This is a genomic window from Bradyrhizobium sp. HKCCYLRH3097 (assembly GCF_051167875.1).
Lineage (GTDB): Bacteria > Pseudomonadota > Alphaproteobacteria > Rhizobiales > Xanthobacteraceae > Bradyrhizobium.
The window spans coordinates 266,328-292,864 of record NZ_JBNPTX010000003.1; the positions used below are offsets into that span (position 1 = coordinate 266,328).

23 protein-coding genes are annotated in these 26,537 nt (G+C 66.5%); 7 read left to right on the forward strand and 16 right to left on the reverse strand.

What is annotated here, in order from left to right:
- The first annotated feature begins 402 nt into the window (after positions 1-402).
- Positions 403-1,173: a DUF2147 domain-containing protein gene (locus ACQR0U_RS10205; RefSeq protein WP_315752406.1), complete on the forward strand. Its 771-nt coding sequence runs from the start codon at positions 403-405 to the stop codon at positions 1,171-1,173.
- Positions 1,174-1,251: 78 nt separating this feature from the next.
- Here ACQR0U_RS10205 and ACQR0U_RS10210 read toward each other — a convergent pair whose 3' ends face one another.
- Together ACQR0U_RS10210 and ACQR0U_RS10215 are read right to left on the reverse strand one after the other, a co-directional pair.
- Entirely contained in the window at positions 1,252-2,619 is a 1,368-nt protein-coding gene (locus ACQR0U_RS10210; RefSeq protein ID WP_316192828.1) for an ATP-binding protein, read from the reverse strand.
- Complete coding sequence (locus tag ACQR0U_RS10215; protein ID WP_434843149.1) at positions 2,606-3,376, reverse strand: response regulator; 771 nt, start codon at positions 3,374-3,376, stop codon at positions 2,606-2,608. The genes ACQR0U_RS10210 and ACQR0U_RS10215 overlap by 14 nt, the downstream gene beginning before the upstream one ends.
- A 226-nt stretch (positions 3,377-3,602) precedes the next feature.
- Here ACQR0U_RS10215 and ACQR0U_RS10220 point away from each other — a divergent pair, with 226 nt between their 5' ends.
- From ACQR0U_RS10220 to ACQR0U_RS10230, 3 genes are read left to right on the forward strand one after another with little or no spacing between them, the layout of a single operon-like run.
- On the forward strand, positions 3,603-5,078 hold the full coding sequence (locus tag ACQR0U_RS10220) for an efflux transporter outer membrane subunit (RefSeq protein WP_434843150.1): 1,476 nt from the start codon (positions 3,603-3,605) through the stop codon (positions 5,076-5,078).
- Positions 5,079-5,119: 41 nt separating this feature from the next.
- Positions 5,120-6,403, forward strand: coding sequence for an efflux RND transporter periplasmic adaptor subunit (locus ACQR0U_RS10225; protein ID WP_434843151.1), 1,284 nt, complete (start codon positions 5,120-5,122; stop codon positions 6,401-6,403).
- Complete coding sequence (locus ACQR0U_RS10230) at positions 6,403-8,364, forward strand: MacB family efflux pump subunit (RefSeq protein ID WP_315713465.1); 1,962 nt, start codon at positions 6,403-6,405, stop codon at positions 8,362-8,364. The genes ACQR0U_RS10225 and ACQR0U_RS10230 overlap by 1 nt, the downstream gene beginning before the upstream one ends.
- Before the next feature lie 46 nt (positions 8,365-8,410).
- Here the strand turns inward: ACQR0U_RS10230 and ACQR0U_RS10235 are convergent, their stop codons facing one another.
- The 7 genes from ACQR0U_RS10235 to cyoA are packed head-to-tail and all read right to left on the reverse strand — an operon-like array spanning position 8,411 to position 15,343.
- Positions 8,411-8,944 carry a response regulator transcription factor gene (locus ACQR0U_RS10235; protein ID WP_315752400.1) on the reverse strand — a complete coding sequence of 178 codons (534 nt, stop codon included), beginning with the start codon at positions 8,942-8,944 and terminating at the stop codon, positions 8,411-8,413.
- On the reverse strand, positions 8,934-10,286 hold the full coding sequence (locus ACQR0U_RS10240; protein WP_434843153.1) for an ATP-binding protein: 1,353 nt from the start codon (positions 10,284-10,286) through the stop codon (positions 8,934-8,936). Before ACQR0U_RS10240 ends, ACQR0U_RS10235 begins: the two co-directional genes overlap by 11 nt.
- Before the next feature lie 46 nt (positions 10,287-10,332).
- The gene (locus ACQR0U_RS10245; protein WP_434843154.1) at positions 10,333-11,166 is read right to left on the reverse strand and encodes an SURF1 family protein; all 834 of its coding nucleotides are present in this window, start codon (positions 11,164-11,166) and stop codon (positions 10,333-10,335) included.
- Positions 11,166-11,525, reverse strand: a complete 360-nt coding sequence (gene cyoD, locus ACQR0U_RS10250; protein ID WP_315752397.1) for a cytochrome o ubiquinol oxidase subunit IV — start codon at positions 11,523-11,525, stop codon at positions 11,166-11,168. Before cyoD ends, ACQR0U_RS10245 begins: the two co-directional genes overlap by 1 nt.
- Positions 11,522-12,151, reverse strand: a complete 630-nt coding sequence (cyoC, locus tag ACQR0U_RS10255) for a cytochrome o ubiquinol oxidase subunit III (RefSeq protein ID WP_315825292.1) — start codon at positions 12,149-12,151, stop codon at positions 11,522-11,524. Before cyoC ends, cyoD begins: the two co-directional genes overlap by 4 nt.
- The gene (gene cyoB / locus ACQR0U_RS10260; protein WP_434843155.1) at positions 12,148-14,157 is read right to left on the reverse strand and encodes a cytochrome o ubiquinol oxidase subunit I; all 2,010 of its coding nucleotides are present in this window, start codon (positions 14,155-14,157) and stop codon (positions 12,148-12,150) included. Before cyoB ends, cyoC begins: the two co-directional genes overlap by 4 nt.
- Positions 14,158-14,167: 10 nt before the next feature.
- Entirely contained in the window at positions 14,168-15,343 is a 1,176-nt protein-coding gene (cyoA, locus tag ACQR0U_RS10265) for a ubiquinol oxidase subunit II (RefSeq protein ID WP_434872135.1), read from the reverse strand.
- Positions 15,344-15,497: 154 nt separating this feature from the next.
- On the opposite strand from cyoA, the gene ACQR0U_RS10270 reads away from it, so the two are divergent.
- The gene (locus ACQR0U_RS10270; RefSeq protein ID WP_434872136.1) at positions 15,498-16,808 is read left to right on the forward strand and encodes an MFS transporter; all 1,311 of its coding nucleotides are present in this window, start codon (positions 15,498-15,500) and stop codon (positions 16,806-16,808) included.
- A 4-nt stretch (positions 16,809-16,812) separates the two neighbouring features.
- Here the strand turns inward: ACQR0U_RS10270 and ACQR0U_RS10275 are convergent, their stop codons facing one another.
- The 7 genes from ACQR0U_RS10275 to ACQR0U_RS10305 all read right to left on the reverse strand — a co-directional run bounded on the left by ACQR0U_RS10275 (position 16,813) and on the right by ACQR0U_RS10305 (position 24,786).
- Positions 16,813-18,525 (reverse strand): thiamine pyrophosphate-binding protein, encoded by a 1,713-nt coding sequence (locus ACQR0U_RS10275; protein ID WP_434872137.1) that lies wholly within the window; start codon positions 18,523-18,525, stop codon positions 16,813-16,815.
- Between the two features lie 28 nt (positions 18,526-18,553).
- Complete coding sequence (locus ACQR0U_RS10280) at positions 18,554-19,492, reverse strand: AEC family transporter (RefSeq protein ID WP_316192820.1); 939 nt, start codon at positions 19,490-19,492, stop codon at positions 18,554-18,556.
- A 37-nt stretch (positions 19,493-19,529) separates the two neighbouring features.
- Positions 19,530-21,083 carry an AMP-binding protein gene (locus ACQR0U_RS10285; RefSeq protein ID WP_315752390.1) on the reverse strand — a complete coding sequence of 518 codons (1,554 nt, stop codon included), beginning with the start codon at positions 21,081-21,083 and terminating at the stop codon, positions 19,530-19,532.
- An 81-nt stretch (positions 21,084-21,164) separates the two neighbouring features.
- The gene (locus ACQR0U_RS10290; protein ID WP_315752389.1) at positions 21,165-21,797 is read right to left on the reverse strand and encodes a hypothetical protein; all 633 of its coding nucleotides are present in this window, start codon (positions 21,795-21,797) and stop codon (positions 21,165-21,167) included.
- Positions 21,794-22,324 (reverse strand): c-type cytochrome, encoded by a 531-nt coding sequence (locus ACQR0U_RS10295; protein ID WP_315752388.1) that lies wholly within the window; start codon positions 22,322-22,324, stop codon positions 21,794-21,796. Before ACQR0U_RS10295 ends, ACQR0U_RS10290 begins: the two co-directional genes overlap by 4 nt.
- A 67-nt stretch (positions 22,325-22,391) precedes the next feature.
- A complete protein-coding gene (locus tag ACQR0U_RS10300; protein WP_434843159.1) occupies positions 22,392-24,170 on the reverse strand; it encodes a PQQ-dependent dehydrogenase, methanol/ethanol family in 1,779 nt (592 codons plus the stop codon).
- Between the two features lie 91 nt (positions 24,171-24,261).
- Entirely contained in the window at positions 24,262-24,786 is a 525-nt protein-coding gene (locus tag ACQR0U_RS10305) for a copper chaperone PCu(A)C (protein ID WP_315825301.1), read from the reverse strand.
- A gap of 140 nt (positions 24,787-24,926) precedes the next feature.
- Here ACQR0U_RS10305 and ACQR0U_RS10310 point away from each other — a divergent pair, with 140 nt between their 5' ends.
- Positions 24,927-25,640 carry a GntR family transcriptional regulator gene (locus ACQR0U_RS10310; protein ID WP_315752384.1) on the forward strand — a complete coding sequence of 238 codons (714 nt, stop codon included), beginning with the start codon at positions 24,927-24,929 and terminating at the stop codon, positions 25,638-25,640.
- Positions 25,641-25,740: 100 nt separating this feature from the next.
- Positions 25,741-26,427: a GntR family transcriptional regulator gene (locus tag ACQR0U_RS10315; protein WP_315825303.1), complete on the forward strand. Its 687-nt coding sequence runs from the start codon at positions 25,741-25,743 to the stop codon at positions 26,425-26,427.
- Positions 26,428-26,537 lie beyond the last annotated feature (110 nt).

The following is a 26,537-nucleotide window of genomic DNA, read 5'->3' on the forward strand; positions in this document are numbered from 1 at the left end:
AACCATCGTGACGTGAAAGGCAGTCCATTTACGGGGAAGCGACAACCGCGCTGTCTTTTTTGCCGATGCCGATCGGATAAGTGTGGCGCGCGCTTTGCGGAGCAGGCGTCAAGCGCGAGCGCACGCCAGGTGCGCGAGATGCGAAACGGGAGCGGTCCCATGAGCCTTGCCGATCGGCTGAGCATGGTGGTCACGTATGTCGTGTTTGCATTTGTCGGCGCGATCATCGTCGGGATGATCTGATCGCTGCGATCCGACCTCGATCGATTGACGGGCCGCGGTGGGCCGCGTGCGGCCCCAGCCGCATTGCCTTTTCGGCTGTGACCCTTGTCACAGATCGCGCCGTCACCCGCGTCTAAGAGTTCCCTCCAGGTTCACGACGCCGTCCGAGGGAGCTCATTCATGAAGACCGTGTATCTGGCCGCAGCAGCCGTTCTGATCGCGAGCAGCGCCGCGCAGGCCGGCAGCTCGATCGCGTTCAATTTCGACGGACACAAGATCCGCGTCACCGTGCCGCGCAACTGCCAGTCGCTGTCCTGCCTGCAGGTGTCCGGCATCGACCTCAGCGGGCTGAAATCATCCAAGCTCGACGATGACGATGCGCCGGCGGGCAGCGCGCCTGCGGCCGGCGCTCCGGCCCCCGCTGTCGCGGCGCCCGTGGCGGCTCCGCCGGTCGTCAACGCGCCGGCGCCCGCCGCCACCGCGCCAGCCGCGGCCGCGCCAGCCCCTGCATCGCCCACTGCCGCTGCGCCATCCACGACCGTGCAGATGCCGGTGCCGCCGGCGCCGGTCGCGGCGACCGCGCCTGCTCCACAGCCAGCCCCGGCACCCGCGCCGGTCACGGTTGCCGCGGCGCCTGCCGCAGTTCAGCCGGCGCCGGCAGCCGATCCGAACTCGCCGCTCGGGCTGTGGGCCACCGAGGGCGGCAAGGGCAATGTCGTGATCGAGCCGTGCGGCGCCAACATCTGCGGCTTTGCCGAGAAGACGCGGGAGAAGATCCTGATCAACATGAAGCCGAAGGACAGCAAATGGGTCGGCCGCATCCACGATCCGGACGGCGGCGGCAACTACGACTCCACCGTGGTGCTCAAGAATCCGAACACGCTGCGGGTCCAGGGCTGCGCCTTCGGCGGCCTGTTCTGCGGCGGACAGACCTGGAAGCGCGTGAGCTGATCGCCGTCCCTCGACATCGGCGAACGCAAAGGCCCCGCCGGGCTCGGCACCGGCGGGGTTTCCTCCTCGTGGCGTCTGCTACGCCACCTTGGCGGGGATCGCCGCGGGCATCGCGAGGCGCAGCGGCAGCGACAGCCGTACCCGCAGGCCGCGCGGGGCGTTGGGCATCAGCGCGATGCCGCCGTCATGCTTCTTCATGATCTCCTGCGCGATCGACAGGCCGAGGCCGAAGCCGCCGGCGGAGCGCGCCTGGTCGAGCTTGACGAACGGCTCCAGCGCCCGCGCCTGCAGCGCCTGCGGAATGCCCGGGCCGTCATCGGCGACCTCGATCGCGATCATGCCGTCGGCCAGGGTCGACAGGCTGACCACGACCTCGCTGCCGTGCTTGACCGCGTTCTCGACCACGTTGGTGACGGCGCGCGACAGCGCCCGCGCCCGGCCCTCGCAGACCAGCCGCGACGGTCCATCGAAGCTGACGGCGTGGCCGACATCGGCGAAGTCGCAGCAGATCGTCTCGAGCAGGCTCGCCAGCTCGATCCGCGCCGGCTGCTCGGCCTTGGTGTCGTCGCGCAGGTAGTCGAGCGTCTCGTCGAGCATGCGGCTGACCTGGTCGATGTCGCGCAGCATCGCGCTGCGCATCTCCCCCTGCCCGATGCGCTCCGAGCGCAGCCTGAGCCGCGTCAGCGGCGTGCGCAGATCGTGGCTGATGGCCGCCAGCATGCGCGTGCGGTCATCGAGCAGCGCGCGGATGCGCGCCTGCATCTCGTTCAGTGCGTCGGCGACCTGCACGATCTCCTTCGGCCCGCGCCGGCCGAGCGGCTCCTGCGCCCCCGGCGAGCGGCCGAACGCGGCCGCCGCGCGCGCCATGTCCGACAGCGGCCTGATGATCGCGCGCGCCGCGTAGATCGACAGCAGCACGCCGAGGATCAGGATGAGAAACAGGAATACGGCGGTCGGCTTGAGCACGATCGACCAGAATTCCAGCCGCGGTACGTCGTCAAACACCAGCGCGCGCTCGCCATCGACCTGGACGATGATCTGGGTCGGCGGCGCCGCGCCATAGCCGACGCCGTGCAGCAAGGTGACGTCGCGCAGCACGCCGAGCTGGCGGCGCGCGAGTTTCGATGTCAGCGGCACGCTGCGCTCGGGCTTTGGCAGCGAGGTGAGCGCCGTCAGAGGCACCAGCTCGACCTGGATGCCGGAGCTGCGCAGGCTGGACAGGCTGCTCTCGACGGCGACGGGATCGTTGGCGGCGCGGACGAAATGCACCGCCTCGCTGACGCGGGCGACACCATAGGCCGGCGATTCCTGCTCGTCGGGCGGATCGAAGAACAGCAGCACCGCCGCGATCATCACGACCATGCCGAACAGCACCGACAGCGACGCCAAGGTCACGATCTGCGTGGTGAGGCCGAGGCGCGGGCACGGCTTGCTATCTGGCGTCATCGGTGGTCTCGACTCTTGGCGTGAATACGTAGCCGCCGAGGCGCACCGTCTTGATCAGGGTCCAGCTCCTGGCGCCGGGCTCGATCTTCTGGCGGATGCGGCTGATGTGAACGTCGATGCTGCGCTCGACCGGCCCGGCCTGCCCGCCGTGCGCCAGCTCGATCAGCTGCTCGCGCGACAGCACGCGGCCGGCATTGCGGCAGAACGCCAGCAGGATGTCGAACTCGGCGCTGGTCAGCGTGATCTTGACGCGGTCGGGATCGAACAGCGTACGCGTCGCCGGCTCGATGCGCCAGCCGTCGAACGTCATCGGCGCCTGCCGCGCCGCGATCACGGCGGGATGCAATTGCGACCGGCGCAGCAGCGCGCGGATACGCGCCACCAGCTCGCGCGGATTGAACGGCTTGACGACATAGTCGTCGGCGCCGAGCTCAAGGCCGAGGATGCGGTCGATGTCCTCGCCTTTTGCGGTCACCATGATGATCGGCACGGTCGAGATCTGGCGCAGGCGGCGGCAGATGCTCATGCCGTCGTCGTCCGGCAGCATCACGTCGAGCATGATGAGGTCGACCTGCTCGCGCTGCAGGAGGTCGTTCATCGCGGCCGCGGAGGACACGAAGCGCGGCGCGAAGCCGTGCTCCTGCAACAGCTCGGTGAGCAGCGCCGCAATCTCCCGGTCATCTTCGACGCAGAGAATGCGCGCGGCTGCCGGTATGTTCGCGTCTGCGGACACGGCGGTATCGTGTGACGACATCATGCGCGGAACATGGTCGATTTGAGTCCAAAAGAACAGCCCGAAGCGAGGTCCGATCGTGGCGAAAGTAAGCTGTATTGTTAAGGCGGAAACATTTCTTCACGCGACTTAATCCTGCGCAATCGTTAACCTGCCTAGGCTCCGCGCATCAAACAAACACGGGGAAGTCCTGCGGCGTGGCCGACCAGCCGGCGCGGCCTCCTTTCGAACCGCGATAGTATCAGCCGCCGTGAAGCCCGTCCTGCTCGCACTCTGCCTCGCCACGCCGCTGCTCGCCGGCTGCGCCGTCGGCCCCGATTACGTGACGCCTGAGTTCGGCGTGCCGAAGCGCTGGAGCAGCGACCGCAATCGGCCGGCGCAGACGCTGAAGCTCGCGCATTGGTGGCGCAACCTCAATGATGACCTGCTCGATCAACTGATCAGCGAGGCGGTTGCCGGCAATCTCGACGTCGCCGCCGCCAAGGCGCGCATCCGCGAGGCGCGGGCGACGCAGCGCCAGGCGGTCGGCGCGCTGTTTCCGTCCGTCAGCGGCACCGGCACGGCAACGGAGACCCGCAGCGCCGGCAGCTCGACGAGCGGCATCGCGATCGCTCCGACCACCTACAGCCAGTACCAGGCCGGCTTCGATTCGAGCTGGGAGCTGGATCTGTTCGGCGCCAACCGCCGTGCGGTCGAGGCGGCGACCTACGGCGTCGATGCCGCCGAGGACGATCTGCGCGCGACCTTGCTGACGCTGCTCGGCGACGTCGCCTCCAACTACATCGATGCCCGCGCCTACCAGGCGCGAGCGGCGCTGGCGCGGCGCACTGCCGCCTCGCAGCGCGAGACCGCGGCGCTGACCGAGCGCAAGCAGAATGCCGGCTCTGCCTCGGCCGTCGACACCGCCAAGGCGAGCGCGCTGGCCGCGAGCACCGAAGCAACCATCCCGACCTATGAGAGCAGCTATCAGCAGGCCGTGCATCGGCTCGGCGTCCTGCTCGGCCGCGACCCGACGGCCCTGAATCTCCGCCTGTCGCGTGCGACGCCGATCCCATCGCCGCGCCTGCCGCTGCCGAAGGGCATCCCGGCCGACGTGCTGGTCATGCGGCCCGACGTGCGCAAGGCCGAACGGCAGCTCGCGCAGTTCACCGCGAAGATCGGCCAAGCCACCGCCGCGCTGTACCCGGATGTCAGCCTGACCGGCACGGTCTCGACCACGGCGCTGAAGCTCGGCGATCTCGGCAAGAGCTCGACGATCGGCTGGTCGATCGGCCCGAGCGTCTCGGTGCCGATCTTCAACGGCGGCAAGCTGCAGGCCGCCGTCGAGGTCGCGGAAGCGCAGCGTGACGAATACCACGTCGCCTGGCGCAGCGCGGTGCTGAGCGCGCTCGAAGACGTCGAGAACGCCATCGTGAGCCTCGGCCAGGAGCGCATTCGCATCCGCAGCCTGAGCGAGTCGGCGCGGCGCTATGGCGAGGCCGCGCGGCTGTCGCGCTCGCTCTACCAGACCGGCTCCAGCACGTTCCTCGACGTGCTCGATGCCGAGCGCTCGCAATTCACCGCCGAGGACAGCCTGCTCGCGAGCCGCGCTACGCTCGCGAAGAACTACGTGGCGCTGGCCAAGGCGCTGGGCGGCGGTTGGACCGCAGCGATCGACAGCTCGCTGCCCGAGGTCGTCGACAGCGGCACCGGCCCGCATCTCGCACAGGCCGTCGCGCCCAAATAATCTACGATCTGAACTTCAAAAAGTGCCTCCGAAGTGATCCGATGAACGCACCCTTATCCCACATGCCCCGACCGGTCGCGGTCGATGGCGGCCTCGCGCCGGCGCCGAAGCCGAAGCGGCCACGCCGCTGGCCGCTGCTGATCGCCGGAGCGCTCGTCGTTCTGGCCGCCGCGATCGTGCTGGTCATGAGGCTGACCAGCAATCCCAACGCCAATCTCGTCACCGCGCCCGTCACGACCGGCGACATCGAGCAGACCGTGCTCGCCACCGGCACGCTGAAGCCGGTCAAGCTTGTGGCGGTCGGCGCCCAGGCGTCGGGACGGCTGGTCGCGCTCAACGTCAAGCTGGGACAGAAGGTCAGGGCCGGCGATCTGATCGCCGAGATCGACTCGCTGACGCAGCAGAACACGCTGCGCACCAACGAGGCGAGCCTGCGGAGCGTGCGGGCGCAGCGTGACGAGAAGGTCGCCACCCTGGCGCTGGCCGAGGCGAACCTGGCGCGGCAGCAGGTCACGCTGGCGCAGAAGGCCTCGTCGCGCGCCGACTACGACAGTGCCGAGGCGACCGTCAAACAGACCCAGGCCCAGATCGCGCAACTCGACGCGCAAATCGTCGAGGCCGAGGTCGCGATCGAGACCGCGCGCGTCAACCTCGGCTACACCAAGATCACGGCCCCGATCGACGGCACCGTGCTGTCGATCGTCACCCAGCAGGGCCAGACCGTGAATGCGGTGCAGTCGGCGCCGACCATCGTCGTGCTCGGCCAGGTCGAGACGATGACCGTGCGGGTGGAGATTTCCGAGGCCGATGTCGTCAAGGTCAGGCCCGGACAGAACGTCTACTTCACCGTGCTGGGCGAGCCCGATCATCGCTACGAAGGCACGCTCGGGTCGATCGAGCCGGCGCCCGAATCGATCAAGAGCGATTCGAGCTTCTCGTCGAGCACGACGACCACGTCGAGCAGCAGCTCCTCCTCGTCCACCACGTCCTCCGCGATCTACTACAATGGCGTGTTCGATATCGCCAATCCGGACGGGCGGCTGATGACCTACATGACGGCCGAGGTCCACATCCTGCTCGGCGAGGCCCGCAAGGTCCCGACCATTCCGTCGTCCGCGCTTGGCAACGCCAATCCCGATGGCAGCTACACGGCGCGCGTGCTGACCGGCGCAGGAACGCTGGAGAAGCGCACCATTCGCGTCGGCCTCAACAACAAGATCCGGGCCGAGGTGCAGTCCGGCCTGCGCGAGGGCGAGCGGGTCGTGATCTCGGCGCCCGAGGAGGGCACGAAGCGAACCGTGATGCCCCCGCCCGGAGGCGCGTGATGACGGAGGTCCTGATCGACCTGCAGAATGTCGGGAGGCGCTACGCGTCCGGCGAAGGCACGGTCCATGCTTTGCGTGGCGTCGACCTCCAGATCGCGCGCGGGGAGATGGTGGCGATCATCGGCCAGTCGGGCTCCGGCAAGTCGACGCTGATGAACATTCTGGGCTGCCTCGACCGCCCGACATCCGGCAGCTACCGGATCGCCGGCCGCGAGATGGGCTCTCTCGATCCGGACGAACTGGCGGCGTTGCGGCGCGAGCATTTCGGCTTCATCTTCCAGCGCTACCATCTGCTGGGCGAGCTCAGCGCCGCCGACAATGCCGAGGTGCCTGCGGTCTATGCCGGGCTCGGCCCGGCGGCACGCCACCGCAAGGCCGAGGCGCTGCTGCAGCGGCTCGGCATGGGCAGCCGTACCGACCACAAGCCGGGTCAGCTCTCGGGCGGCCAGCAGCAGCGGGTCTCGATCGCCCGCGCGCTGGTCAACGATCCCGACGTGATCCTGGCCGACGAGCCGACCGGCGCGCTCGACCGCGCCAGCGGCGAGGAGGTGCTGCGCATCCTCGACGAGATCAGCGCCTCCGGGCGCACCGTCATCATCGTCACGCACGATCCGAGCGTCGCGCAGCGCGCCCGGCGCATCATCGAGATCGAGGACGGCCGCGTCATTTCCGACCGGCTCAATCCGCGGACTTCGGAACCCGCGCCAGCCGCAGCGACCGAAGACCACGCAGCGCAGGCGGCGTCGTGGTGGCGCAGCCAGCTCGACCGTTTCCGCGAGGCCGCGCGGATGGCGCTGCTCGCCATGAATGCGCACCGGATGCGCGCATTCCTCACCATGCTCGGCATCATCATCGGCGTCGCCTCGGTCGTGCTGGTGCTGGCGCTCGGCAAGGGCTCGCAGGCCAAGGTGCTGAAGGACATCAACCGGCTCGGCACCAACACGCTGGAATTCTTTCCCGGCAAGGATTTCGGCGATACGCGCTCCAGCAAGATCAGGACGCTGGTGCTCGCCGATGCCAAGGTCATGGCGCAGCAGCCTTATGTCGATGCGATCTCGCCGACGGTCTCGACCACCAGCACGCTTCGGTTCGGCGCTATCGAGGTCAGCGCCCAGATCTCCGGCGTCGGCGAGCAGTATTTCCGGGTCAAGAACACCGAGCTTGCCGAAGGCAGCTATCTCGATGCCGATACCGTGCGCTCCTACGCCCAGGACGCCGTGATCGACGACAATGCGCGCAAGGCGCTGTTTCCCGATCCCGACGTCAGTCCGCTCGGCAGCGTGGTCCTGATCGGCAAGGTGCCCTGCCGCGTCGTCGGCATCACCAAGCAGCAGCAGGCCGGCTTCGGCTCCAGCTCCACGCCGATCGTGTACCTGCCCTACACGACCGTGCAGGCGCGCTTCCTCGGCAACCAGGTGCTGCGCAGCATCAGCGTCCGCGTCGACGAGGCGACGCCGATGGCGGCGGCCGAGCGTGCCGCAACGGCGCTGCTGACGGCGCGGCACAATGCCAAGGATTTCTTCGTCCTCAACACCGATGACATCCGCAAGACCGTCGAGAGCACGACGCAGGTGCTGACACTGCTGGTGGCGGCCATCGCCGTGATCTCGCTCTTGGTCGGCGGCATCGGGGTCATGAACATCATGCTGGTGTCGGTGTCGGAGCGCGTCGGCGAGATCGGGGTGCGCATGGCGGTCGGCGCCCGCCGCAGCGACATCCTGATGCAGTTCCTGATCGAGGCGGTGCTGGTCTGCCTGCTGGGCGGTGCGCTGGGCCTTGCGCTCGCGGTCGGCTTCGGCACGGTCTTCAACGCGCTCGACGTCGGCTTCCAGCTGATCTATTCGCCGCTCGCCATGGTCGGCGCCGCCGTCACGTCGATGGCGATCGGCATCGGCTTCGGCTACATGCCCGCCCGCAGCGCCTCACGGCTCGATCCGGCAACGGCTCTGGCAAGGGAGTAGGTCGGAAAGAATGAGCTCCACTCCTCCGGACAACAACCGGATCGATCTACTTCACCGGGCGCTTCTCCAGCTTGCGCGCGAGCGTCCGGCGATGCATGCCGAGCCTCCTCGCAGCTTCGGAGATGTTGAAGTCGGTCTCGATCAGGGTCTGGTGGATGCGCTCCCATTCCAGCGTCTTGATCGAGGTGGAGCGCTCCGCCAGGGCCACTTGCGCATTGCCCTGCGCCTTGCGGAACGCCTCCTCGATGTCGTCGGTGTTCGACGGCTTGGCCAGATAGTGGCAGGCGCCGAGCTTGATCGCCTCGACAGCAGTGGCGATGCTGGCAAAGCCGGTCAGCACCACGATCAGCATCTCCGGATCGTGCGCATGCAGCTTCTCGACGCAGACGAGGCCGGAAGCGCCGCCGAGCTTGAGATCGACGACTGCATAGCCGAACGTCTTCTTCTTGAGGATCTCGTCGACGTCCTCGAGCGAGCCGGCGACGACGGCCTCGTAGCCGCGCCGTTCGAACGAGCGCTTCAGGGTGCGTGCAAAACCGTCATCGTCCTCGACGATCAGGAGGGACAGGTCATTCGCCATCGCGCTCTCCAATGACAAGCGTCGACAACGGCAGTGACAGCCGGACGGTCGCTCCACGTCCCCGGTGGTTCCAGGCGGAAACGCTGCCGCCCAGCTTGCGGATCACGTTGACCACCAGGAAAAGACCCAGGCCGCGGCCCGGGCGGCCCTTGCTCGACTGATAGGGACGTCCGAGTTGCCCCAGCATCGCCGGATCAAAACCCGGCCCGCGATCGCTGACGCTGAGCAGCAGCTGATCACCATCTCGTTCGACCACGAACTCCACCCACTCGCGCGAGACTTCGAATGCGTTGTCGAGCACGTTGACGATCGCCTGCTTCAGGGCGACGTCGGAGACGATCGCCGGATCCGAGCCGAACTCGTTGCGGAACATCAGATTGCGCGCCGAGCGCGCCGCGCTCCATTCGGCGACCAGCGTCGTCAGGAACGCCTTCAACGTGGTCGGCGCCGAGCCTTCGCCGCGCGCCTGACCGGCCGAGACCAGGATGTCAGTGACGATCGACTTGCAGCGCTGCACCGCCGCTTCCATTTCGGTGAAATCCTCCGCGAGCGTCGGATCGGCAGAGATCGCGGTCATGCGGCGCCAATCGTTCAGGATGACCGAGATCGACGCCAGCGGCGTGCCGAGCTCATGCGCGGCGCCAGAGGCGAGCAGGCCCATGCGGATGATGTGATCCTGCTCGACGGCGTGCTGGCGCAGATCGGCGAGTTTGGCGTCGCGCTCGCGCAGGTTCCGGTTGATGCGGGTGACGAAGACGACGAGCAGCACGGCGTCGAGCATGAAGCCGACGAACATGCCGGTGATGTGCAGGGTGAAGGCATCGCTGACGTGATGCTGCGGCAGTTGCAGCGGGCGGTACTCGATGGTGAGCCAGATGAAGCTGAGCACCGTCAGCGCGACCAGCGACCAGGACGAGCGCGCGTCGAGCAGTACGGCCCCCAGCGTCACCTGCAGCAGATAGAGGCACGTGAACGGGTTCGACGCGCCGCCGGTGAGATAGAGCTCCGATGTCAACGCCACCACGTCGAGCATCAGCGCGATCAGCAAATGGCGATTGCCGACGTCGTCGCGCCTGCGCAGCCAGATATGGCTGGCGATGTTGAGCACCACCAGCGCGCAGATGATCGCCGCCATCGGCAGCACCGGCAGCGCAATGCCGAACCAGGTGGTCACGAAGCCGATGGTGACGATCTGGCCGACCACGGCGATCCAGCGCAGCTGGATCAGCAGCACCATGTTCTTGCGGTTGGTCGCGTCCTTGGTCGGCAGCGGCGCGTTGATCTCGGGTGTGGCGATCGCGGCCACGACTCCGAACGGCAAATTGGGGGCCTCGCTGCTCATGAGGGCCCGTCCGATCTCCGCCGGCAGAACGGCAAGCGTCGATCGCTCAAGACGCCGTCCCGCATCCACCCATGTCCTGCCGCTGCTGATCCCATTCCACATCCTGCGCTGCCGGCGCGCCGGGCTCATGCTGCGCGCGGCGGAGCCGCTGCAGCCCGGCGCCGGCCAGCATGAGGGCCAATGTAAACCAGGTCAGCGCGTAAACCAGATGGTTGTTCGGAAACGAGATCACGGTGAGTCCGCCGATTGGAAGTCCGCCAGGATTCGGGGTCGCATCGGCATCGACGAAGAATGGTGCGACGTCGGACAGACCGCGCGCCGCCGCGATCGCCGCGACGTCACGTGAATACCAGCGATTCCCCGCGGGATCGTTGTGGCGAAGGAAGCCGCCGCCAGGCTCGGAGATCCGCAGCAGTCCGGTCACGCTGACCGTGCCATTCGGGTTCCCGGCGCTGCGGCTTGCGGGCGCGCGGCGATCCGCGGGCACAAAGCCACGATTGACGAGCACGGCGCCGCTGGCGGTCTGCAGCGGCGTCACCACCCAATAGCCGGAGCCCTCGACCGTCAGCGCCTGGACCAGCGTCTCGCGGTCGTTGAGGAAGCGGCCGCTCAACGTTATCAGCTTGTACTCGTCGTTGCTGCGATCGATGGCCGGCCAATCCGCCCGGCTCGGCGCCGGCACGGGCGCGGCATGAACGCGGCGCTCGACGCGATCGATCAGGTCGAGCTTCCAGGCCCGCCGCTCGATCTGCCAGACGCCCAGCGACAGCAGCATCGCGACGCAGGCAACCCACGCCGCAACGATCGCGAGCCGCAGCGCGCCGGATCGCCCGCGGCTGGCCTCGTCGCGTTCCCCTGCCCCGTCGGCAGGAGCTGACATCACGGCGTCTGGCCCATCTCGTGTACCGGCATCATGTTGGTGGTCAGGTGATGCATGACCCAGAGCGAGCCGCTGAGCGCGATCACCACCATGATGATGGTGAAGATCAGCGCCATCATGGTCCAGCCGCCCTCGGCCTTGGTGTTCATGTGCAGGAAGAAGATCATGTGGACGACGACCTGCACGGCCGCGAATGCCATGATGATCAGCGCCGTGGCCTGCTTGTCGAGCGAGCCGTTCATGACCAGCAGAAACGGAATCGCCGTCAGGACGACGGAGGCGCCGAAGCCGATCAGTTGGCCCGAGCGCGTGCCGGCATGGTCGTCCGCCGAACCGTGCGCGTGTGCATCAGAGCTCATCGAAGCATCCCCATCAGATAGACGAAGGTGAAGACACCAATCCAGATCACGTCGAGGAAGTGCCAGAACATGCTGAGGCAGACCAGCCGGCGGCGGTTGGCCTCGATCAGGCCGTGGGTCCCGACCTGCACCATCAGGGTGACCAGCCAGACCAGACCGAACGTCACATGCAGGCCGTGGGTTCCTACCAGCGTGAAGAACGACGACAGGAAGGCGCTGCGCTGCGGCGTCGCGCCCTCGTGGATCATGTGCGCGAACTCGGTCAGCTCGATGCCGAGGAAGGCGAGGCCGAACAGCCCGGTCACCACGAGCCATGCCTGCATCGCGCCAACGCGGTTCCGCTGCATCGACAGCATCGCGAAGCCATAGGTGAGCGACGACAGCAGCAGGAACGAGGTGTTGACCGCGACCAGCGACAGGTCGAACAGGTCCTTCGGCGCCGGCCCGGCCGCGTACCTGGCGCCGAGCACGCCATAGACGGCAAACAGGATCGCAAAGATGAGACAGTCGCTCATCAGATAGATCCAGAAGCCGAGCATCGTGCTGCTGCCTTCGGGATGCTCGTGCTCGTCGACGACATAGAAGACCGGCTCCCCGGCCTTCATCGTGCCCATCGCAACGGTCATGACTTGGCTCCTGCCACGAGCAGCTTGGTGCGCGCGCGCTCGACGCTTATGACCTCATCGGCCGGGATGTGGAAGCTGCGGTGATAGTTGAAGGTGTGGCCGATCGCGACCGCGAGCAGCGCGACGAAGCTGCCTGCCGCCATCCACCACATGTACCAGATCAGTCCGAATGCCATGGTGGTGCTGAGGCCCGCCAGGATCACGCCGGTACCGGTGTTGCTCGGCATGTGGATCGCCTTGAAGCCGGCGAGCGGACGCGCGTAGCCGCGGCGCTTCATGTCCCACCAGGCGTCGTTGTCGTGGACGACGGGCGTGAAGGCGAAGTTGTAGGCCGGCGGCGGCGACGACGTCGCCCATTCCAGGGTGCGCGCATTCCAGGGATCGCCGGAGAGGTCGGCGAGCTGCTCGCGGCGGAGGATGCTGACCGCGATCTGGATCAGGAAGCTCGCGATGCCCAGCAGGATCAGGAACGCGCCGATGCCGGCGATGATGAACCATATCTGCAGGCTCGGATCGTCGAAGGTGCGCAGCCGACGGGTCACGCCCATCAGGCCGAGCACGTAGAGCGGCATGAAGGCGAAGTAGAAGCCCACCGTCCAGAACCAGAACGACATCTTGCCCCAGAACGGATCGAGCCTGAAGCCGAACGCTTTGGGGAACCAGTAGGCGATGCCGGCGAACAGGCCGAACAGCACGCCGCCGATGATGACGTTGTGGAAATGCGCGACCAGGAACAGGCTGTTGTGCAAGACGAAGTCGGCCGGCGGCACCGCAAGCAGCACGCCGGTCATGCCGCCGATCACGAAGGTCAGCATGAAGGCGACCGTCCACATCATCGGCAGCTCGAAGCGGATGCGGCCGCGATACATCGTGAACAGCCAGTTGAACATCTTCGCGCCGGTCGGGATCGAGATGATCATCGTGGTGATGCCGAAGAACGAGTTCACGCTGGCGCCGGAGCCCATCGTGAAGAAGTGGTGCAGCCAGACCAGGTAGGACAGGATGGTGATGACGACGGTGGCGTAGACCATCGAGGTGTAGCCGAACAGCCGCTTGCCCGAGAAGGTCGAGGTCACCTCGGAGAAGATGCCGAAGGCCGGCAGGATGAGGATGTAGACCTCCGGATGGCCCCAGATCCAGATGAGGTTGACATACATCATCGGATCGCCGCCGAAATCATTGGTGAAGAAGTTGGTTCCGACGTAACGATCGAGCGACAGCAGCGCCAGCACCGCCGTCAGCACCGGGAAGGAGGCGACGATCAGCACGTTGGTGCACAGCGAGGTCCAGGTGAAGACTGGCATCTTCATCATGGTCATGCCGGGCGCACGCATTTTCACGATCGTGCAGATCAGGTTGACGCCGGACAACAGCGTGCCGACGCCGGCGACCTGCAGCGCCCAGATGTAATAGTCGACGCCGACATCCGGACTGTAGGAGAGATTCGACAGCGGCGGATAGGCCAGCCAGCCGGTGCGCGCGAACTCGCCGACGAACAGCGAGCACATCACCAGCACGGCGCCCGACGTGGTCATCCAGAAGCTGAAATTGTTGAGGAACGGGAACGACACGTCGCGGGCGCCGATCTGCAGCGGCACGACGTAGTTCATCAGGCCGGTGACCAGCGGCATCGCCACGAAGAAGATCATGATCACGCCGTGCGCCGTGAACACCTGATCATAGTGGTGCGAGTTGAGATAACCTTCGGAGCCGTTGAACGCGATCGCCTGCTGCAGCCGCATCATCAGCGCATCGGCGAAGCCGCGCAGCAGCATGACGATGCCGAGCACCATGTACATGATTCCGATGCGCTTGTGGTCGACGGTCGTGAACCACTCCTTCCAGAGATAGCCCCACAGCCGGAAATAGGTGATGGCGCCGAACAGCGTGAGGCCGCCGAGCGCGACCATCGCGAAGGTGCCGACGATGATTGGCTCGTGCAACGGCAGCGACTCCAGCGTCAGCCGGCCGAAGATGAACCTGGTGAGATTGGCAGTGTCGAACATGATGTGACCCTCACGAATCCGACTTTGAGGTTGGCCCCGTGATGAAGGATGCCTTGGATGGCCGCAGCAGTCCGGGCCGCGCCAGTCCGCGCCCCTGCAATGGCGTCCAGTCCAGCGGCGCCAGCACGGTCGGCGAGGAGTCCTCGGCCATCCGCGTGACCTGATCGCCCGGCACGCAGACGCCGCCGGCGACGAAGCTCGGCCCGGCGCCGAACACGGCGCCGCGCCCGGCGAACTTGTCATAGGCGAGCGGCAGCGTGTTGCGGACGCCGGCCATGCCCATGCCGCCTCTCGCGTCGATCGCCATCATCTCGCTCATGCACATCTTGCCGGGCTCGACGCACATGTTGAGAATGGCGCGAAACAGGTCGCTATCCACCGATGCGTAGTAGCGGACCGGCTCGTTCGCGCTGGGACGCTCCAGCTTGAGATAGTCCGGCTTGCCAAGCTCGGCACCGCTGGCCTTGGCCTTCTCGATCCAACCGGCGAATTCGACATCAGACAGGCCATGAAAGGCAAAGCGCATGCCGGAGAAACCGGCGCCGCTGTAGTTCGCCGAGAAGCCGCGATAAACGCCGGGCTTGTTGATGACGGCGTGCAGCCGGCTCTGCATGCCAGGCATCGCATAGATCTGGCCGGCGAGCGCGGGGATGTAGAACGAGTTCATCACCGACGACGAGGTGATCCTGAAATCGAGCGGCCGGTTCACCGGCGCCGCAAGCTCGTTGAGGCTGGCGATGCCATATTCGGGATAGATGAACAGCCACTTCCAATCGAGCGCGACGACGTTGACCTCGAGCGGCTTGTCCTGCGGCGTCACCGCGCGCTCGGCGGAGATGCGTCCGAGCGTGCGATAGGGATCGAGCAGATGCGTGCCCATCCATGTGACCGCGCCCAGGCAGATGATGATGAGCAGCGGCGCCGCCCAGATTAGAAGCTCGAGCTGGGTGGAGTGATCCCAATCCGGCGTGTAGGTCGCCGCCTGGTTCGACTGGCGGTAGCGCCAGGCCACGATGGCGGTCGCCGCCATCACCGGCACCACGATCAGCAGCATCAGCACGGTTGCGATGATCACGAGATCGCGTTGCTGGGCGGCCACGTCACCGGAGGGCGAGAGCACGACCAGATTGCAGCCTCCGAGCGCGAGCCCCAGCGGCAGCAGTGCCAAGAATTTCCAGTAACGCACGCTCAACCTCGTCGCACGGCGGATCTCTGAACGAGACCTCACGTAGCGACCGGACGACACGGCCGACATTGGACAATTTGTCCAATACCGGAGCGGCGCCGAGGACGACAATTACGGGGCGACAATAGAGTATGAGAGGACTGCAGGCAGCGCGATGACACAGGCAGCGGCGACCGCCGACGGCGAAACCCATCTCTCCCGCACGCATGAGGCGCATCCGGGCGAGATCGCGATCGGCGTGATCATCGGGCGCACGTCGGAGTTCTTCGACTTCTTCGTCTATGCCATCGCCTCGGTGATCGTATTTCCGCGCCTCGTGTTTCCGTTCGCCGACGAGCTGACGCAGACCCTGTATTCGTTCGCGCTGTTCGCGCTCGCCTTCATCGCACGCCCGTTCGGCAGCGTGATCTTCATGGCGATCGACCGCCGCTACGGCAAGAGCGCCAAGCTGATCACCGCATTGTTCCTGCTCGGCACCTCGACCGTCGCGATCGCGTTCCTGCCGAGCTACCACACCGTCGGCGCCGCGGCGATCTGGCTGCTGGCGCTGGCGCGGATCGGCCAGGGCCTCGCCTGGGGCGGCGCCTGGGACGGGCTGGCGTCGCTGCTCGCCATGAATGCGCCGGAGCACCGGCGCGGCTGGTATGCGATGATCCCGCAGCTCGGCGCGCCGCTCGGGCTGATCGTCGCCAGCGTGCTGTTCGCGTTCTTCGTCGGCTATCTCTCCGCGGCCGACTTCTTCGACTGGGGCTGGCGTTACCCGTTCTTCGTGGCGTTTGCCATCAACGTCGTGGCGCTGTTCGCGCGGCTGCGCATGGTCGTGACGCCGGAATATGACGAGCTGTTCCAGTCGCGTGAATTGCAGCCGGCACGCGTCGCCACCACGATTCGGCACGAGGGTCGCAACATCGTGATCGGCGCCTTCGCGCCGCTGGCGAGCTTCGCGCTGTTCCACATGGTGACGGTGTTTCCGCTGTCCTGGGTGTTCCTGTTCACCAAGGAGACGCCGGCGCGCTTCCTGCTTATCGAGGCCATCGGTGCGGTGTTCGGCGTCGTCGCCATCGTGGCGTCCGGCATGCTGGCCGACCGCATCGGGCGCAAGTCGCTCCTGATCGGCTCGGCGATCGCGATCGCGGTGTTCTCCGGCTTCGCGCCGCAACTGCTCGACGCCGGCCCGGTCGGCGAGACCATCTACATGGTGCTCGGCTTCATCCTGCTCGGCCTGTCGTTCGGCCAGTCCTCGGGCGCGATTGCCGCCAACTTCGCGCGCACCTATCGCTATACGGCCTCGGCGCTCACGGCCGACCTCGCCTGGCTGTTCGGCGCCGGCTTCGCGCCGCTGGCGGCATTGGTGCTCGCCGCCCATCTCGGCCTGCTGTCGGCCGGCGGCTATCTCTTGTCCGGCGCCGTCTGCACCCTGCTCGCGCTGTGGCTCAGCGCACCGCGGCAGATCCAGCAGGTGTAGGGCGCTACGAGCCCCGCCACTTCCGCTCCGCCTCGTCCCACGCCGCGAGCGGCTGCAGGTCCGGCACCCAGGCGAGGCCAGTCTTGGCATCCGACGACACCGCTTCCGGCGTAACGACCATGTCGAGCAGCGCCGGGCGGTTGGCCAGCGCGCGCTGGATCGCGGGGCCGAGCTGCTCCGCGGTCTCGACGCGCTCGGCATGCATGCCGAAGGCGCGCGCCAAGGCGGCGTGATCGGCGAATTGCAGCCTGGTGCCGACGACCTTGCCATGTGTCACCGCCTGGTCGTGCACCTCGATCTGCCAGGCGCCGTTGTTGGCGACGACGATCAGCACCGGCGCCTTGTGGCGCACGGCGGTGTCGACCTCAATCGCGTTGAAGCCGAAGGCGCCGTCGCCGGTCGCGACCACCACGGGCTTGTCCGGAAAAGCGAGGCTCGCGGCGATGCCATAGGGCACGCCGATGCCGATGCAGCCGAACGGGCCGGGATCGAGCATCAAGGGCGCGCTCAGGCCGACGCGGGCAAAGGACAGGAAATCACCGCCGTCGGTGATGACCACGGCGTCATTGCCGATCGCGTCCTGAATGGCCGAGAGCACGCGATTCGGATGCAACCGGCCGTCGGAGCCGGCCGGCGCCATCGCCATGCTCTGCTTCAGCTTGGCCGCGCGCTCCTGATGCGCCGCCCGCAGTCTTGCAGCCCATTGCCGATCGACGGCCGACTCGCGATTGCCCGCCAGCGACACCATCGCGTGCAAGGTCTCCGCTGGTGTCGCCAGGATCTCGGCCGCACCGCGACGGTTGTCGCGCAGCTCGCTGGCGGTGTCGCTGATGCGGACGAATTTGGCGTCCTTGAACACAGCCGGGGAGCCGTAGGCGAGCTGGAAGTCGAGCCGGCGGCCGACCGTCAGCACGACATCGGCATCGCCCATCACGGCGCCGCGCATGGCGCCGACCACCGAGGGGTGATCGTCGGGCACGAGCCCCCTGCTCTCGCCGGTGTCGAGATAGACGGCGCCGAGCCGGTCGAGCAGCGCGATCAGCTCAGGGCCGGCGCCGCGCGCGCCGCGGCCGGAGATGACGAGCACGCGGCGCGCCGACCACAACAGCTCGACCGCCTTCTCGACCTCGGCCGGATCAGGCCGCGCTGCCGAGCGCGGCTTCGGCGCGAGATGCTCCTCCAGTTGCAGCGCCTTGGGCACGATGCCGCGCAAAGTATCCACCGGGAAATCGATGAAAACGGGCCCGGGCTCGCCGCCGTCGCCGAAGGCGCGGGAGATCGCCTCGTCGAGCTCCTGCAGCACCAGCGACGGCTCGCGCACGGTGCGCGCATAGCGCGTGATCGAGCGCACCAGCTGAGTGTGGTCCATGTCCTGCAGGCCGCCGCGGTTCTCCTGCGGCCGCGGATTGCCGCCGGACATCACCAGCACCGGCGCGCGTGAGACGTGGGCATTGGCGATGCCGGTGATCGCGTTGGTCATGCCCGGCCCGGCGGTGACCAGCGCGACGCCGAGCTCGCCGGTGAGCTCCGTATGCGCCTGCGCCATGTGCACGGCGGCGCGCTCGTCGCGCACGTCGATGATGCCGATGCCTTCCGCGTCCAGCCGCATCCAGATCGGCATGATGTGGCCGCCGCACAGCGCGAACACGCGGCTGACGCCGCGGCGCTTGAGCAGGCGGGCGATCAGATCGGCGGCACTGTCGGGAGAGATCTTCATCTGACGACTCCTGCGGATGGTGACGTGATCAGCCCGGCGCGAGCCAGGCCACGAGCAGCGAGACGGTGAGAACGGCAAAGATGTGCGAGACGAGAATCGAGCCCGAGGTGACGCCGGCCTCCAGGCCGTAGAGCTTGGCGATCGTGAATGGTCCCGAGCCGATCGGCAGCGCGCTCAGGATCACGGCCGAATGCGACCACAGCGGCGGCATCGAGAACACGTGAAAGGCGAGCAGCGCGGTCACCGCCGGCTGCATCACGAGCTTCAGCGAGACGAGGATGACGATCGAGGTCGCATCGCGCGTCGCGACGCGCTCCTGTGCCAGGAACAGCCCGATGCAGACCAGCGCGGCCGGCGAGGCTGCGCCGCCGAGCAAGGTCGTGAAGCTGAGGAATGGCGCCGGCAGTGAGAATCCGCTGAGGCCGACCGCGAGTCCGGCGACGGGCGCGATGAACAGCGGGCTGGTCAGCAGCGAACGCGCCACCTTGGCGACCGTCGCGCCCAGCGTGGCGCCCTTCTGCAGATCCATCTCGACGACCACGATCGCGAACAGGAACAGCACGCAGGCCGTGAACAGGGTGGCGATGATCGAGGCCGGCGCGCTGTCCGGACCGAACACCAGGAGGCACATCGGAATGCCCATGAAGCCGACATTGCTGTAGCCGGCGTCCAGCCCCTCGATGCCGGCGTTGGCAACGCGACGGCCGCGCAGACGGCTGATCACGAAGCCCGTCGCGAACGTCGCGGCGATGCCGCCGCAGAACGCGCCGATGAAGCCGAACTGGCTGACCTGCTCGACGCCGATCTTGGACATCGCGGTGAAGATCAGCGCCGGCAGCGCCAGATAGACGGCAAAACGGTTGAGATTGTCGGTCGCGGTGCGATCGAACACGCCGAACCAGCCACACAGGAATCCGGTCAGGATCAGCGCGAAGATCGGAAGGGCGGAATTGAGGACGGCCTGCATCGCAACTACATATCAGACCGTAAGCCATTGCAGCGACTCACTGCGAGAATCTCTTCTTCAGCTCGCGATGCAGGATCTTGCCCGTCGCGTTGCGCGGCATCTCGGCGTCGGTGATGAAGGCGTAGGAGCGCGGCCGCTTGAAGCCGGCGAGTCGTTCTTTCGCCCATTCGACCAGGTCGCTCTCCTTCACCGCCATGCCGTCGCGCGCCACGATCACGGCATGAACGCGCTCGCCCCATTTGTCGTCGGGCAGGCCGATCACCGCGATGTCCTTGACACCCGGATGCGCGCCGACCTGCGCTTCGACCTCGGAGGGATAGATGTTCTCGCCGCCCGAGATGATCATGTTGCTCTTGCGGTCGGCGAGATGGATGTAGCCGTCGGCATCGCGGCGCGCCATGTCGCCGACCGAGCAGTAGTCACCGCGGAACGCCTCCGCGGTCTTCTCCGGCAGGCGCCAATAGCAGTCGAAGGTGTGCGCGTTCGACGAATAGAGCTCGCCCGCCTCGCCGTCCGGCACCTCGTGGCCGGCCTCGTCGAGGATGCGGATCGGTGCGGCGCCGACACACTCGCGCCCGACCGAGCCGGGCTTGGTAAACTGCTCATGCGGATGCAGCATGGTGACCCAGCCAGTCTCGGTCGCGCCATACAGCTCATAGAGCCCGGACTTCGGAAACATCTCCATCACCTCGCGCTTGGTCTCCGGGCGCGCCGGCGCCGAGGAGATCATCAGCTTGGTGACGGCGCTGAAATCATGCTGCGCGCGCACCCCGCGTGGCAGGTCGAGCATCATGATGTAGTGCGTCGGCACCAGCGAGGTGAAGGTCGAGCCGCCGTCGGCAAGCGTCGTCACGGCGTGTTCGGGATCGAAACTCTTGCGCGAATAGATCGAGTTGACGCCGCCGATATAGCCGAACGCGCCGAAGAAGTTCAGCGAGTTGGCATGGCACATCGGCATCACCAGCAGCGCGCCGTCGTTGCGGCTCAGCTTCAGTTCGATCTCGGTGACCATCGACAAGAGGACGGCGCTGCGATGGCTGCGCAGCACGCCCTTGGGCTTGCCGGTGGTGCCGGAGGTGTACATCAACGTCCAGGGATCGGACAGCGCGACCTGCTGGTCCGGCTCGCGGTCCGCAGCCGCGGCGATGACGTCCTCGTAGCCGCGATAGCCTGCCGGACGCGGCCTGGTGCCAAAGTGGATGAAGCGGTCGTCGGCGATGCCGAGATCCTTGCGCGTCTCCTCGACCAGGCCCACGAGTTCGTCCTGCACGATGACAGCGGCCGCTTCGGCATTCTGCACGATGAACTGCATCTCGGGCGCGGTGAGGCGGAAATTGATCGGCAGCGCCACCAGGCCGGCCTTGGCCGTGGCCGCATAGATCTCGCACCATTCGACACAATTGTAGGCAAGGATCGCAACCCGATCGCCCTTGGCAAGGCCGAGCCCGAGCAGCGCGTTTGCGAGCCGGCACGCGCGCTCGTTCCACAGCGCAAAGCTCATCGCACGTTCGAGATCTCGGGCACCTGTGCGCTCCGGCGACATGCGCGCATGGGCCGACAGCATCTGCCCGAAATTCAAGAGATCCCTCATCGTCGTTTCCTCCCGGCAACCGGGTTCACGACGCCGACTGGCGCGCGCCTCCAGCGGAGCGCGATGAAGGTCGGCGGCGGATTAGTTGATATCCTTGGTGATCCGCACCAGCGTCTGATCGACGAAGCTCTTGGCGTCCTGATCCGGCTTGCGGAACAGCTCGCGCTCGACCGTCAGCGTCCGGCCGGGCACCGTCTTCTTGCAGACCTCGCGCAGGAACACGCCCCCGACGGGCTGCTCGCCTGCGGTCGGCTGCTGCTCCTTGCACTCCCAGCCCTCGGCGCCATAGCGCGACTTCACCTGGTTGCCGAGCAGGAACGCCTTCTTGCGAATATAGAGCCGCGCCTTCGGATCGGTCTCGATCGTCAGGCCGGTGACGGTGCCCTTGTCGTCGACCAGGACCGTCAGCAGCACGGGATGACCGGCCACCTTTGTGCCGTCCTGGCTGGTCTCCGGATCGAAATCGAAGCGCACCGCATGCCGCGCCTGCTCGTCCGCGGGACAGTCGCGCCACGCCGACCACGCATTGAGCTTGCGATTCGGGTCCTTGGCGCAAGTCAGATTGACATAGCCCTCATTGGGCAGGTCGCCGACCGCCATGCCGACGGTGATGTCACGCAAATCGTAGTTCGGCACGGCCTGCGCGGAGGCCGCGTGCATCACGAACGACAGCACGAACGTGGCGAAGATCGCAGCGCAGGTTGACCGCTTCATTTCGATGGCTCGCTTGCAGGCTTGGTGGCATTTGCCTTGTAGATATCGCAGACCCGCGACGTGTTGCCGAAGAAGGCGGTGCACTCGTCGTAGGTCGGCTCGCCGCGCCCCTTGATGTGGGCGAGCACGTAGTCCGCGACCGCCTCGATGTCGTTCGGCCGCAGGAATACGCCGCCTTCGGGCGGCATGCGCTCGCCGACATCCTGGCGGCTCATGCCGTAGCACTTCGCCGTGTCGTAGGAGCCGCGCGCGAAGTACGGCATGCCCGTCCCGGGCCGGCCGCAGGTCACGGTCTCGATGATCTGGTCACGAGTGAGTTGCGTCCTGCGCAGCGACAGCGCGTCACCGCCATAGCCACCACCGCCATTGCCGTGCCATTTGTGGCAGCCGACGCAGTTCGCGCGCTTGAACACGGCCTTGCCGGCCTCGGTCGGATCCGCCGACGCCGCGGACTGCGCCAACGCGAGCGAAGCGGAGCCGAGGACGAGAGCCGACGTTACGGCGAACGTGATCGCACTGAGTTTCATCTGATTTTCTTGTCGAACAGGGGATGGGGGGCGGAGCGGAGGCCATGCCTCCGCTCCGCAGCCGACTTCACAGCGAGAAGACGTAGAGCATCGAGCCGGGCTGGATTTTCTTCAGCTCGGGCGTGGATTCGATGAACCACTTGTCCCAGGCGCCGCCGAGACCGACCAGGATCGCGACATACTGCTTGCCGTCGACCGAGAACGTCACGGGAGGCGCATTGACGCCGCCACCGGTGTTGAACTCCCACAGCTTCTGCAGGGTCTTGGCATCGAGCGCCATCACCTCGCCCGAGGGCTGGCCGGTGAAGACGAGATCGGGCGTCGACAGCATGCCACCGAGATTCGGGAACGGCGTCTCCATCTTGCCGGCGATCTTGCCGGTGGTGACGTCGATCGCGGTCACGCTGCCCGTGATCTTGAACGGCTGGCTCGGTCCGCCGCCGGTCCAGAACTCGCGCGGCTTCAGCTTGTCCTTGGTCGCTTCTTCCACGGTGATCCGGTTGCAGCTCTCGATGACGGGGATGTACCAGAGCTTCAGGTCCGGATTGTACGAGGTCGGCGGCCAGTTCTTGCCGCCCATGTTGCCTGGGCAGATGTCCGCGACCTTGTTCTCACGATGCGGCGACACCGACGCATTGTAGCGCTGCACCGGGTTCTTCGGGTCGTACTCGATCGGCTTGCCGGTCTCGGCATCGAGCCCCTTGGTCCAGGTCACCTTCTTGACGAAGGGCAGGCCCCAGATGAACTTGCCGCTGGTGCGGTCGATCGCATAGGCAAAGCCGTTGCGGTCGGCCTCGAGCGCGAGCTTCAGGGTGGAGCCGTTCGGCGCGGGCACATCGACCAGGACGTTCTCGGCGACGCTGTCATAGTCGAAGGGATCGTTCGGCGTGTGCTGATAGTGCCACTTGATCTTGCCGGTGTTGGCATCGAGCGCCAGCGAACTGTCCGTGTAGAGGTTGTCGCCCGGACGATAGGCGTTGTCCCAGTCCGGACCGGGATTGCCGACGCCCCAGATGATGGTGTCGGTCGCCGGGTCGTAGGTGCCGGTGACCCAAGTCGAGCCGCCGCCGGCCGCAGCCGCGTCGTTGCTGTCCTTCCAGGTCTCGCTTCCCGGCTCGCCCTTCCCCGGAATGGTGTGGGTGCGCCAGACCTCCTTCTGCGTGCCGAGATCGGTTGCCGCGATCCAGCCGCGGATGCCGTATTCGGCGCCGGCCACGCCCGAGATCGCCATGTTCTTCACGATCAGCGGCGCGCCGGTGATCACTTCGCCCTTGTCGGGATCGGCGACCTGACGCTGCCAGGCGACCTGTCCGGTCTCCTTGTTGGTCGCGATCAGACGGCCGTCGAGCGTGTGCGAAATGACCAGATTGCCCCACAGCGCGACGCCGCGATTGTCGACGCCGCAGCAGGCGATGGCGCCGGCCCAGTCGTGATCCGTCTTCGGATCCATCTTCCAGACCAGTTGGCCTTTGCCGCCGCGCGCGTCGATCTTGTAGACCGAGCCCCAGCCGTCGGTCACGTAGATCATGCCGTTCTCGACGATCGGCGTGCCTTCGAGACCGCCGTGGCTCCAGATGCCGCCGCCCTCGACGCCGCCGAGATGCATCGTCCAGGCGACCTTCAGGTTCTTGACGTTATCCTTGTTGATCTCTTTCAGCGCCGAGAACCGTGTGCCCGAGTAGTTCTTATGATGGTGCAGCCAGTTGCCGGCTTCCTTGTCGGCGTTGAGAAGCCGTTCGGGGGTCATCTCGTCGGCGGCCTGCGCCGGCGATGCAAGCTGGAAACAGGCGAAGGCTGCGCTGGCCAGCAGCACCGCCCGCAGGGTCGACCTGACGTTAGTCCTCATCGTTTCCTTCTCCCATTATATTGATTATGAGTTGGAGCGAATACCGCTCCGCCAAGCGCGACGGCGGAGGGCAGCAGGCGACAAACACGCTTCAAGGGGACTTGCGAACCTCGACCTCCGTTTCGATGGATCCTGCTTTCTGGAACACGATCGTGCAGGTGAAGCGCTGGCCTGGCTCGAGCGGCTCCCGCGTCTGCAGCAGCATCACGTGATAGGCGGTCGGCAGCAGCACCAGCGTGCTGCCCGCGGCAATTGGAATGTTGGGAATGGAGCGCATCGCCGGCGCGCCTTCGCCGCGGTCGACGGTGTGCCGCTCCGAAAAATTTGCGATCGGACAACGCACGCGCATCAACGCTTCCGGCGCGCTCGTGTCATTCTTGATCGTGATCAGCAACGGGATGTCGCGTCCCACCTCGGGCGCCGCCGGCACCCACGCATCCGACAGGGTCAGGCCTTCTCCGGCCACCCCGAGCGCAGGCGCCATCGCTGCAACCGACGCCACAGAGGCCGCCAGCAATGCGCGCGAGACCGCCGGCATCACGCCGGCGCGCACGCTGCCCTCCGAGCGCGCGGACCAAACCTGATCGCGCTCCAGACTGGTCGGATCTTCCGACAACGGAGTCCCTCCCCTATATGGCCGCCTCTTTAACTTGCCCTAGGGCGGCGCCCTTTTTTGAATTCGTACTCTGAATTCGAATACGTCGCAAATGGATTTTCTGTCTTGACATGCTAATGTCCGGCAAAATGTGATGACCCATGCGAATCGTGCCCGCCGCTCCCTCTCTGGTCGACCAGGTCGTCGAAGCCATCACTGACGAGATCGTCAGCGGCGTTCTCGCGCCGGGCTCGCGGCTGATCCAGGACGATCTGGCCCAGGCTTACGGAGTGTCGCGCCAGCCGGTTCAGCAGGCGCTGATCCTGCTGCGCGGCTGCGGGCTGGTGCAGAGCGCGCCGGGCCGCGGGTTGATCGTGGCGCCGCTCGACCCCGGCTTCGTCCGGGACCTCTATGAGATGCGGGCAGTGCTCGAAGGCCTCGCGGCGCGACTGGCCGCCGAGCGGGCGAGCGATCGCGCTGCGCGCGAAGGTCCGGCCTACATCGCGGCCGGCTACGAGGCGGTGAAGAGCGAGCTCGTCAACCGCAAGATCGAGACCGACATCGCCTTCCATCGCTTCCTCGGCGACCTCTCCGGCAACGCGCTGATCGGCGAGACGATGGCACCGCATTGGCCGTGCCTGAAGCGGGTGATGTCCGACGTGCTGCAGAAGGAGCAGAGCATGTCACGGATGGTCTGGGACGAGCATGAGGACATTCTTGCAGCCGTCATCGAGGGCCGCAGCGCCGAGGCCGAACGGCTGAGCCGGGAGCACATTTCGCGCGCGGCCAGCGTGTTCATCCATCACCTCGAAATCCAGCAGGACAGCAAGTCCAAGCAGCGGCGGACGCTCACTGCGCGGAAATTCCCGCTATGACTCCGTTCAAACCGACAGCGGCCGCAATGCGAGCGCTGGGCTCCGGCACGGCAGCCTCGCATTCGCGACCGGACATCACACCTGATCCCGTGGAGGCCGTGTGCCGCCGCTGAAGACCCAGCCGAGCCTGACCGAACGCGTCTACGAGCGCATTCTCTCCGACATCGTCGGCGGGGAGTTGCCGGAATCTGCCCGCCTCATCCAGGACGATCTGGCCCGCGACCTCGGCGTCTCGCGCCAGCCGGTGCAGCAGGCCCTGCTGCTGCTGCGCAATCAGGGCTTTGTGCGCGAGGCGCCGGGCCGCGGCCTGGAAGTCGCGCCGATCGACACCGACTTCATCCGCAACCTCTATGAAATACGCGCGGTCGCCGAGGGCCTCGCCTGCCGGCTCGCGGCGACCCGCGGCGCCAAGCGAGCGGCCGAGGAAGGCCCGAATTTGATCGAGCAGGGCCGGCGCGCCGAGCGCGAGCATTCGGTCGAGAAGCTGATCGAGGCCGACGTCAGGTTTCATGAATTCCTCTACGAGATCTCCGGCAACTCCGTCATCCAGGACACCACCCTGCCGCATTGGCTGCATCTGCGCCGGCTGATGGGCGAGGTGCTGATGCGCGACGAGACGCCGCGGCGGATCTGGGATCAGCATGAGGACATCCTGCGGGCGGTGATCGCGGGCGATGCGCAGACAGCCGAGGATCTTGCCAGGCAGCACATCACGCGAACCGCAACCGTGCTGCTGGCGCGGTTGACCAATCAGCGCGAGCGCGTGCCGGTCGCAACGGCGTCCTGATCACCTCGGGCTTGGCTTCTGCCCGCAACATCCGACGGCACCGCCGTCAGGAACCCCAGCATCGTTTCGAAGGGATACCCAGCATCCCACTTCAGCGTCGGCAGCAGCGC

Coding starts and splice junctions, on each gene's coding strand:
- ACQR0U_RS10205 (WP_315752406.1), top strand. CDS start 403: ATGAAGACCGTGTATCTGGCCGCAGCAGCCGTTCTGATCGCGAGCAGC.
- ACQR0U_RS10210 (WP_316192828.1), bottom strand. CDS start 2,619: ATGACGCCAGATAGCAAGCCGTGCCCGCGCCTCGGCCTCACCACGCAG.
- ACQR0U_RS10215 (WP_434843149.1), bottom strand. CDS start 3,376: ATGATGTCGTCACACGATACCGCCGTGTCCGCAGACGCGAACATACCG.
- ACQR0U_RS10225 (WP_434843151.1), top strand. CDS start 5,120: ATGAACGCACCCTTATCCCACATGCCCCGACCGGTCGCGGTCGATGGC.
- ACQR0U_RS10230 (WP_315713465.1), top strand. CDS start 6,403: ATGACGGAGGTCCTGATCGACCTGCAGAATGTCGGGAGGCGCTACGCG.
- ACQR0U_RS10235 (WP_315752400.1), bottom strand. CDS start 8,944: ATGGCGAATGACCTGTCCCTCCTGATCGTCGAGGACGATGACGGTTTT.
- ACQR0U_RS10240 (WP_434843153.1), bottom strand. CDS start 10,286: ATGAGCAGCGAGGCCCCCAATTTGCCGTTCGGAGTCGTGGCCGCGATC.
- ACQR0U_RS10245 (WP_434843154.1), bottom strand. CDS start 11,166: ATGTCAGCTCCTGCCGACGGGGCAGGGGAACGCGACGAGGCCAGCCGC.
- cyoD (WP_315752397.1), bottom strand. CDS start 11,525: ATGAGCTCTGATGCACACGCGCACGGTTCGGCGGACGACCATGCCGGC.
- cyoC (WP_315825292.1), bottom strand. CDS start 12,151: ATGACCGTTGCGATGGGCACGATGAAGGCCGGGGAGCCGGTCTTCTAT.
- cyoB (WP_434843155.1), bottom strand. CDS start 14,157: ATGTTCGACACTGCCAATCTCACCAGGTTCATCTTCGGCCGGCTGACG.
- ACQR0U_RS10270 (WP_434872136.1), top strand. CDS start 15,498: ATGACACAGGCAGCGGCGACCGCCGACGGCGAAACCCATCTCTCCCGC.
- ACQR0U_RS10275 (WP_434872137.1), bottom strand. CDS start 18,525: ATGAAGATCTCTCCCGACAGTGCCGCCGATCTGATCGCCCGCCTGCTC.
- ACQR0U_RS10280 (WP_316192820.1), bottom strand. CDS start 19,492: ATGCAGGCCGTCCTCAATTCCGCCCTTCCGATCTTCGCGCTGATCCTG.
- ACQR0U_RS10285 (WP_315752390.1), bottom strand. CDS start 21,083: ATGAGGGATCTCTTGAATTTCGGGCAGATGCTGTCGGCCCATGCGCGC.
- ACQR0U_RS10290 (WP_315752389.1), bottom strand. CDS start 21,797: ATGAAGCGGTCAACCTGCGCTGCGATCTTCGCCACGTTCGTGCTGTCG.
- ACQR0U_RS10295 (WP_315752388.1), bottom strand. CDS start 22,324: ATGAAACTCAGTGCGATCACGTTCGCCGTAACGTCGGCTCTCGTCCTC.
- ACQR0U_RS10300 (WP_434843159.1), bottom strand. CDS start 24,170: ATGAGGACTAACGTCAGGTCGACCCTGCGGGCGGTGCTGCTGGCCAGC.
- ACQR0U_RS10310 (WP_315752384.1), top strand. CDS start 24,927: ATGCGAATCGTGCCCGCCGCTCCCTCTCTGGTCGACCAGGTCGTCGAA.